Annotated in this window: 8 protein-coding genes; 7 read left to right on the top strand and 1 reads right to left on the bottom strand. The window is 50.3% G+C overall.

Annotated features, from left to right (window positions below; all coding sequences use genetic code 11):
* Positions 1–210 precede the first annotated feature (210 nt).
* A complete protein-coding gene (locus FMR86_RS17165) occupies positions 211–717 on the bottom strand; it encodes a bacteriohemerythrin (RefSeq protein WP_163352624.1) in 507 nt (168 codons plus the stop codon).
* Positions 718–931: 214 nt separating this feature from the next.
* On the opposite strand from FMR86_RS17165, the gene FMR86_RS17160 reads away from it, so the two are divergent.
* The 7 genes from FMR86_RS17160 (at position 932) to frr (ending at position 7,526) form a co-directional block, all read left to right on the top strand.
* A complete protein-coding gene (locus FMR86_RS17160; protein WP_239057281.1) occupies positions 932–1,729 on the top strand; it encodes a 1-acyl-sn-glycerol-3-phosphate acyltransferase in 798 nt (265 codons plus the stop codon).
* Complete coding sequence (locus FMR86_RS17155; RefSeq protein WP_163352623.1) at positions 1,722–3,425, top strand: ribonuclease J; 1,704 nt, start codon at positions 1,722–1,724, stop codon at positions 3,423–3,425. Before FMR86_RS17160 ends, FMR86_RS17155 begins: the two co-directional genes overlap by 8 nt.
* Positions 3,426–3,502: 77 nt before the next feature.
* Positions 3,503–4,270 carry a fumarylacetoacetate hydrolase family protein gene (locus FMR86_RS17150; protein ID WP_163352622.1) on the top strand — a complete coding sequence of 256 codons (768 nt, stop codon included), beginning with the start codon at positions 3,503–3,505 and terminating at the stop codon, positions 4,268–4,270.
* 154 nt (positions 4,271–4,424) lie between these two features.
* Positions 4,425–5,204, top strand: a complete 780-nt coding sequence (gene rpsB / locus FMR86_RS17145; protein ID WP_163352618.1) for a 30S ribosomal protein S2 — start codon at positions 4,425–4,427, stop codon at positions 5,202–5,204.
* Between the two features lie 2 nt (positions 5,205–5,206).
* Positions 5,207–5,827 (top strand): translation elongation factor Ts, encoded by a 621-nt coding sequence (gene tsf / locus FMR86_RS17140; RefSeq protein WP_203544967.1) that lies wholly within the window; start codon positions 5,207–5,209, stop codon positions 5,825–5,827.
* A 419-nt stretch (positions 5,828–6,246) separates the two neighbouring features.
* A complete protein-coding gene (gene pyrH / locus FMR86_RS17135; protein ID WP_015851143.1) occupies positions 6,247–6,966 on the top strand; it encodes a UMP kinase in 720 nt (239 codons plus the stop codon).
* A 2-nt stretch (positions 6,967–6,968) separates the two neighbouring features.
* Complete coding sequence (gene frr, locus FMR86_RS17130) at positions 6,969–7,526, top strand: ribosome recycling factor (RefSeq protein ID WP_163352617.1); 558 nt, start codon at positions 6,969–6,971, stop codon at positions 7,524–7,526.
* The last annotated feature ends 3 nt before the right edge of the window (positions 7,527–7,529 follow it).

The raw sequence follows: 7,529 nt of genomic DNA, 5'->3' as shown, positions 1-7,529 counted from the left end.
CACTTTTCTCCAAAATAAACACAATTTTCCCTTCTGATCCCAAATCTGACTTTGGTCGCACAAACTTGAGCTTTTCAAATTAAATCGAACGGAAGAAAGCATAATAAAACCCCGCTTTCCGAGAAAAGCGGGGTTAGTCAGCAATCTGGAAGGCCGGGACATGTGTCCCGGCCTTTCTTAGTATCAGCAACAACGCAACGCGCTTTATTCTTACTTTTCGGTCTTAAGCCCGAAATGCCGCTCTTCCTTGGCCTGCTCACGACCTGCGTCCTTTATAAAATCCGCATACTTTTTATCTTCTTCCATAATATGCTTAGCCCACCAGTTCAGGGCAAATTCGGTGAGCTGTTCTGCTTCGGCAAGAAAGTCATGATCAACTGCAGTTTTGGCCTGTTTATGATAAATTTTTATCTTCTTGGTGAACTGCCTGATTACCTCTATGTATTGATCGTGCAATTCAATATGAGCAAATGACCGGGGATACTTGTATTTGGCAAGCAGGGCTTCTTCTGTGAGAAAATGTTTGAATGAATAGCTACGCATTTCAAAAATTGCGACCAGAAAAGGACCGAAAGTAACATCCTTGCCGGACCGGGCAAGATCGCACAGGTTAACTATTTTGCTACAGATTGAAAAATAGTGCCGGTGCTGAGTGTCAACTTCATCAATGTCCAAAAGGTACTTGGCCTTCCACAAGCTATCAGTTCCACTTTCCATTTCTACCATTCCTTTTAAGGGGTTTCACCTAACTCTGCCTTATTCAGAAAAAAATTCAATAATTAAATCAATTGTAAAAACTTCCTGTTCAGGTCCAGCGGGATTGACAGACACTTTCCCGACCAGCCTCCCCTATTTTCATTATTTTCCCTCGCCCCCTTGTCCAGCGGGGAAAATTAAACTACTTAATGGGTTGCTTATCTGATATTAGTTAATGACCGACAGGCAGAGTGGAAAAATCCCCTGCCATGAACATATTTTTCATAAGAACAGTTTAACCGCCAGTATCACAGTGAACGTACTCAGAACTTTATTTTTCTACCTTGTATTTTTTCCGGCCACGATATTCTTTTCCATCGTGGCCATTATCGGACGCAACCAGACCTCCGCCCACTGGAGTGAGCGCAACTGGGGCAAACTCGTTGTCTGGCTCTGCGCCAGCACAAACCGGGTTGACCTGAGCGCGCTGGATGAAAATGAAACATATGTGTTCATGGTAAACCACCAGAGCTTCTACGATATCCCCCTGCTCTTCAAATTTCTTGCACCATGGGAATTTAAATTCGTAGCCAAAAAACAACTTTTCGATTTCCCGGTCTTCGGACATGCCATGACTGCCGGGAATCACATTTCCATTGACCGCGAAAACCGCCGTCAGGGCATGCGCGACATCCAGAACGCCATCAATGTCGCCAACAGCGGCCTCTCTCCGCTTATCTTCCCCGAAGGCACCCGCAACCCGGCACCGGAAAAAGACGGACTGATGGAGTTTAAAACCGGCGGAATGGTTCTGGCCCTGAAATGCCAGAAGCCCATCGCCCCGGTGGTCATGTACGGCATCAACAGGGTCTGCAAAAAACACAGCCTGTGGATGAATCCGTTTCAGGAGATTAAAATCAAGGCCCTGCCGCCCATTGATATTTCTGAATATAAGGTACGCGACCGGGTTAAACTCAAGGAGCAGCTTGAAGAAGTCATGGGCGCAGCCTATGCGGAGCTGAAAGATGAGTGATCCACAGCTTACAGTATGCCCGCTGGGCGGACTGGGTGAAATCGGCCTGAACTGTATGATGCTGAGCACCGCTGAAAGCGCGGTGGTCATCGACTGCGGGTTGATCTTCCCGGATGACGCCCTTTTCGGGGTGGACATCGCCATCCCCCGCTTCGACCACATCCTGACCAAGAAAGACATCCTCAAGGGAATCATCCTGACCCACGGTCACGAGGATCATATAGGTGCCCTGCCGTGGCTGCTTCCTTATATTGATGTTCCGGTCTACGGCTCCAAGTTCACCCTCGGACTGGTGGAAAACAAACTCCGCGAACATAATCTCGAAAATTATGTGGACCTGCGCGAAGTAAAGCCCCATGAACGCATTGAACTGGGCGACATGCATTTCAACTTTTTCCCGGTCTGCCATTCCATCATCGAAGGCTACGCACTGGGAATTGAAACCCCTGTGGGCCGGGTAGTTCATACCGGAGACTTCAAAATCGACCGCAATCCGCTGGACGGACACGCCACCGACCTTGAAGCAATCAGCAAATTTTCCGAGCCGGGGGTCAGCCTGCTCTTCTCCGACTCCACCAACGTGGAACAGGACGGACACGCCCTCACTGAAAGTGAAATCAAAAACACCATGCGCGACCTTTTTATAGAAGCGGAAGGCCGTATTCTGGTCACCCTCTTTTCCAGCCATATCCAGCGCATGCAGGAAATATTCGACCTTGCTGTAGAAACTGACAGAAAAGTCGGGGTCAGCGGCAAATCTCTTGCCCGTAACATCGATCTGGCTCGCGATCTGGACAAGCTGCGCTTTCCGGGCGGAACACTTATCGACCTTGAAAACCTGCCCGATTACCGCGATGATGAAGTAGTCCTGCTGGTAACCGGATCGCAGGGCGAATCACTGGCTTCCCTTTCGCGCCTTTCCACCGGGGACCACCGCCAGCTTTCCATCAAGGAAGGCGATCTGGTGCTCATGTCCTCGCGCTTTATTCCCGGCAACACCAAGGCCATCACCAGAGTTATCAATAGACTCTACAAGCTCGGTGCGGAAGTCCTTTATGAAAAAGTTCAGGGCATCCACGCTTCCGGCCATGCCCACCGCGAAGAACTGCGCACCATGCTGGAAACTGTACGTCCCAAATATTTTATCCCTGTACACGGTGAGTACAGGCATCTGATCAAACATTCCCGACTGGCCGTTGAGACCGGAGTCGCCCCGGAACGGGCACTGGTCATCGAAGACGGCGAACCGGTCACATTCCTGCTGCACGGCATCCGCTTTGAAGAAAACGTCCCAGTGCAATGCACCCTCGTGGACGGCAAAGGCGTAGGTGACGTAGGCCAGACCGTACTCAAGGAACGCCAGCTGCTGGCCGGGGAAGGGCTGGTCATTGTCGCCCTTGTGGTGGACGTGGAAACCGGAGAAATCCTCAAAGGACCGGAAGTCACATCCAAGGGGTTTGTCTTCGAACAGCAATACTCCCACCTGCTGGAAGATGCCAAATGCATTGTACTTGATGTTTTCGAGAACATTCCTCCGGGGCACACCAACAAGCTCAAAGAACGCATCCGTTCCGCCCTGCGCCGCTTTTTCCGCAAGGTACTGGGCCGCGATCCGGTGGTTATCCCGCTGGCCATATCCCTGACCGGAGATGAAGAAAAAGACATCGACGCCAAATGTGACAAATGCATCCTATAAAAACACTGCCGCTGTTTAATGAATTTCAGATTTGTGCTAATCTTCGATTTGCAGTCAACTTCAGACCGGGAGAATAGATGAAAGTCTACAGGATCAGGCATGGCGAAAGAATATTTTACGCAACTTTAGAGGAAGGATATTTCAAAAGTCTGGTTACCGGACAGCCCGGTTCCGAACCTATTCCGACCTCTGAATGCACGGTCCTGCCCATTGTTGTGCCTTCCAAAATCGTCTGTGTGGGACTCAATTACAAAGCCCATGCAGCGGAACTGGATATGGCCATCCCGGACGAACCCATGATTTTCCTCAAACCGCCCTCCGCGGTGATCGGGGATAACGACGCAATTATCATCCCCTCCGCCTCGCAACAGGTGGATTATGAAGGAGAACTGGCCGTAGTCATGGGGCAGACAACTAAAAATGTGATGCCGCATGATATTGCGCCGCGAATTTTCGGCTACGCCTGCGCCAACGATGTGACCGCACGGGATTTCCAGCGCAAGGATACTCTCTTCACCCGGGCCAAGGGCTTCGACACCTTCGCTCCCATCGGTCCCTGCATTGAAACCGATATTGACGTCAGCGGACTGGGCATCCGTACTATAGTTAATGATAAGGTCCGGCAGGAAGGCACCATTGCCGACATGCAGCACAGCCCGGCAGAACTGGTCAGCTATATTTCACACCACATGACCCTCAATCCCGGTGACGTTATCCTGACCGGGACACCTCCGGGAATCGGTACATTGACTGCCGGAGACCGGGTCGAAGTGGAGATTGAAGGAATCGGCAAGCTCAGCAACCCGGTTGTTGACGATGATTCGCTGAACACGCCGGTGCAGTAAGAATTTTCAAAAAACATCGCACCTAGGGTTGCCTTTTGCGGCTAATCCCTGTAATGGTGCGTAGCCAAATCACACATTCCGGCCTCAATATGGGTGCCTGCAACGGTTGCAGGTTCATTATCGCCGGGATGGAGGAAAAACCCAGGAGGAAATTATGGCATACGTAACTATGAAACAGATGCTGGAGACCGGTGTTCACTTTGGTCACCAGACCCGTCGTTGGAACCCCAAAATGCGTCCTTACATTTTCGGCGCACGTAACGGTATCCACATCATGGACCTGCAGCAGACCGTAAAGCTTTTCCGTAAAGCTCACGACTTCATCGCAGACTCCGTTGCAAAAGGCGGCAAAGTTCTTTTCATCGGCACCAAGCGTCAGGCTCAGGAAGCCATCGCTGCTGAAGCATCCCGCGCAGGCATGTTCCACGTGACCCACCGCTGGATGGGTGGTACTCTGACCAACTTCCAGACCATCAAAAAAAGCATCGATCGCCTCAAAAAGCTTGAAGAAATGTTCGAAGACGGTTCCATCAAACGTTTCCCCAAAAAAGAAATCGTAATGATGGGTCGTGAGGTTAAGAAACTCAACCTCGCACTCGGCGGTATCAAAGACCTGAACGGTGCACCCGCTGTTGCTTTCGTCATCGATCCCAAGCGTGAGCAGATCGCTATTCAGGAATGCCGCAAGCTCGGTATCCCCGTAGTTGCAGTAGTAGACTCCAACTGCGATCCCGATATGGTTGACTACATCATTCCCGGCAACGATGACGCTATCCGCGCTATCAAGCTCTTCGCTTCCCACATGGCTGATGCCTGCCTCGAAGGCGCAGCACGCCGCAAGGAAGACAAAGCTATGGAAGCTGAAGAAACCAAAGCTGCTGAGAAAGCTGTAGAAACTGAAGCTAAAGAAGAAACTCCTCAGGAGGCAAAATAATCATGGCTATTACCGCACAGATGGTTAAGGCCCTGCGTGAGAAAACCGGCGTAGGAATGATGGATTGCAAAAAAGCCCTCGCAGAATGCGGCGGTGACGAAGAAAAAGCAATCAAGCACCTGCGTGAAAAAGGCCTCGCCAAGGCTGCCAAGAAAGCAGGCCGCGCTACCAGCGAAGGTCTGGTCGGCACTTACACCCACAGCAACGGCAAACTCGTTGCTATGGTTGAACTCCAATGTGAAACCGACTTCGTTGCTAAGGCTGAACAGTTCATCCAGCTGTCCAAAGACCTCGCAATGCAGGTTGCAGCTACCAGCCCTGTTTGTGTAAAGCCCGAAGATCTGCCTCAGGAAATGCTTGAGAAAGAAAAAGAAATCTACAAGCAGCAGGCTATTGCCGAAGGCAAGCCCGAAAACATCGCTGAAAAGATCGTTGAAGGCCGTGTAAACAAATACTACAAAGAAGTATGCCTTCTTGAGCAGCCCTTCATCAAGGACGACAAGAAGACCATTAAAGACCTCCTCAACGACACCATCGCAGTTCTCGGTGAGAACATGCAGATCGGTCGCTTCGCCCGCATCAACCTCGCGGAAGCAGCAGCCGAAGAAAGCGAAGCTGAATAAGACTTCATTAAAACGGGCCGCAAGGCCCGTTTTTTTTGTCCTTTTTTTAACAAGCGGATCACCTCCGACCAAGGATAAATTTGAAACACCGACTACCTGCTCCTCACAGCGACCTAAAGCCGCGAAAACGAACTGACCGAAACAATATGCGGAAAGTTCAGCGGTGGATATTTTTCTAAGCTCAAATCAATACGGAACCTGTCCGTATGGGTTTGAGCTTTTTAAAGGAGCAATTTCTGACCTGTTGATTACCGGACGCGGGATTTTCTGGTAACATCGGGCAACTGAACGGAAACGGGAAAAACATATTATACAGCCGGAAGACAGGAGGGAACGCCCCTCCCGCGCCAGATAATTCAATCTCCGGCCGATATATCTACTCATAACCGGACAAGATCCGCGGAAAAACGGGAGAAAGTATGGACAAGTTGCGCTATTCACGGGTAATGATCAAACTCAGCGGTGAGGCACTGGCAGGCGACCAGCAGTTCGGTATCAAACCTTCAGCAATCAGCCAATTTGCAGGCGAAATTGCAGAGGTTGCCAAGAAAGGACTTCAGGTCGCTCTGGTCATCGGCGGCGGTAATATTTTTCGCGGCATGTCTGATTCTGCAAAAGGCATGGACCGCGCTTCCGCCGACTACATGGGAATGCTGGCAACCATCATGAACGCTCTGGCTGTTCAGGACGCCCTTGAAAAGCTGGGATGTGATACAAGGGTTATGTCCGCCATCCCCATGCAGGCCGTGGCCGAGCCTTACATTCGCCGCAGGGCCGTACGCCACCTTGAAAAAGGCAGGGTTGTAATTTGTGCAGCCGGTACCGGTAACCCTTATTTCACTACCGACACCGCAGCAGCACTCAGGGCCATGGAACTTAAGACCGAGGCTATCATCAAGGCGACTAAAGTGGACGGTGTCTACGATAAGGACCCGATGAAGCACGACGATGCAGTTAAATTTGAATCTATCACCTACCTTGAAACTCTGGAAAAGAGACTGGGTGTAATGGACTCCACCGCCACTTCACTGGCCATGGATAACAACATGCCCATCATTGTTTTCAACCTTTTCGAAAAAGGAAATATCGAACGGGTTGTTAAAGGTGAGCAGATCGGAACAATTGTTCACGGAGGATAATAATGATTAAGGAAGTTCTTGCCGACGGCAAAAAAAGAATGGAAGGCGCACTGACCTCACTGGAAAACGATTTCGCAAAACTGCGCACCGGTCGTGCAGCCACCTCGCTGGTGGATAACGTTTCCGTTGATTACTACGGAACCCCTACTCCCATTAACCAGTTGGCTTCCGTTTCTATTCCCGATTCCCGGACCATCTCCATCCAGCCTTGGGATAAAGGAGCTTTCCCGCTTATTGAGAAAGCCCTGCAGCAGTCCGACCTCGGCTTGAACCCTGTTAATGACGGTAAAGTACTGCGTATCACCATTCCGCCCCTCACTGAGGAACGCCGTAAGGAACTGGTTAAAATCGCTAAAAAGTACACCGAAGATTCCAAAATCGCTATCCGCAACGTTCGTCGCGACATGAACGACACCCTGAAAAAGCTGGAAAAGGACAAGGATATATCCGAAGACGAACAGCGCAAAGCTCAGGACGACGTACAGAAAATCACTGATGATTACGTCAAAAAATGCGATGTAGCATGCGGCGAAAAAGAGAAGGAAATTCTGGAAATCTAATAT

It is taken from the genome of Desulfovibrio sp. JC010, assembly GCF_010470675.1.
Lineage (GTDB): Bacteria > Desulfobacterota > Desulfovibrionia > Desulfovibrionales > Desulfovibrionaceae > Maridesulfovibrio.
Note: the sequence above shows the minus strand (reverse complement) of the source record. Positions and strands in the feature narration are given on the sequence as shown.